The 1,028-nt window shown below is 61.7% G+C and carries 2 protein-coding genes; both read right to left on the bottom strand.

Annotated elements, in window-relative coordinates; translation table 11 throughout:
* Positions 1–13 precede the first annotated feature (13 nt).
* Complete coding sequence (locus AC0L20_RS39565) at positions 14–553, bottom strand: chemotaxis protein CheW (RefSeq protein ID WP_320429155.1); 540 nt, start codon at positions 551–553, stop codon at positions 14–16.
* Between the two features lie 37 nt (positions 554–590).
* Positions 591–1,028, bottom strand: a 438-nt coding sequence (locus tag AC0L20_RS39560; protein ID WP_473295598.1) for a methyl-accepting chemotaxis protein, incomplete at its 5' end; no start/stop codon positions are given.

The raw sequence follows: 1,028 nt of genomic DNA, 5'->3' as shown, positions 1-1,028 counted from the left end.
GCATGATCAGGCCTCACCGCGGGTCGAGGTCGAGTGTCGGCGCTTGGCCAGCTTCGGCGAGACTGGACATCTCATCAATGGACAGCACCTTGTCCACCTCAAGCACGATGACGAATTTGCCCTCGACCTTGGCCATGCCGCTGATGAAATCCGCGCGGATCCGCGCTCCGAAGCTGGGCGGCGGCTCGATCTGTGCGGCAGGGATCTCCTGCACGGCGGACACGGTGTCGACCAGCAGCCCGATATCCTGCGGCTGACCATCTTCGCTGCTGGCTTCGATGATAATGACGCACGAGCGTCGCGTGATCTCGGAGTTCGGCCGGCCGAAACGCGCCGACAGGTCCACCACCGGCACCACCGCGCCGCGCAGGTTGATCACGCCGCGCACGAAGGCGGGCATCATCGGCACCACGGTCAGGCTGCCGTATTCGATAATCTCCTTGATCCCCAGAATGCCGATGGCGAACATTTCGCCACCGAGCATGAAGGTCAGGTACTGCGCGTCCTCGTCGACCGCGATGGCGGTCTGGCGGGTAGTCATCACTGCGCCCATCTCTCTACTCCCTGTGAGCCCGGATCAGTTCTGGCGATCAGAAACGGGTGAATTCCGATTCGTCCGGGGCACCTGCCGTGCTGTAGGCGAAAGCCTTGCGAGGGGCTTGTTGGACAGGACGTGGTGGCTGGCGGGTTGGCTTGCTGCCGGCGCCGTCCGCTGGGCTGCTTTGAATCGCGGCTTTGGTTGTTGAATCGAGTACGAAGAAGCTCATGGCCTGTTGCAGTTGCTCGGCCTGGCCGCTCATCTCTTCGGCGGTGGCGGCCAATTCTTCACTGCTCGATGCGTTCTGCTGAGTCACCTGATTGAGCTGAGTCATCGCGGTGTTGATCTGCGCGACGCCCGCGGCCTGTTCTTCGGACGCTGCACTGATTTCCTGCACCAGATCGGATGTCTTGTTGATTGAGGGCACCATTTCGTCGAGCAACTTGCCGGCTTTCTCGGCCATGTCCACGCTGCTGGAAGACAATTCACC

It is taken from the genome of Bradyrhizobium sp. Kon58 (genome assembly GCF_055807455.1).
The sequence above is the reverse complement of the archived record's forward strand: the minus strand, read 5'-3'. Positions and strand labels throughout refer to the sequence as shown.

What these genes read in the sequence shown, in the direction of transcription:
- AC0L20_RS39565 (WP_320429155.1), bottom strand. Translation starts at nt 553, where the DNA reads ATGGGCGCAGTGATGACTACCCGCCAGACCGCCATCGCGGTCGACGAG.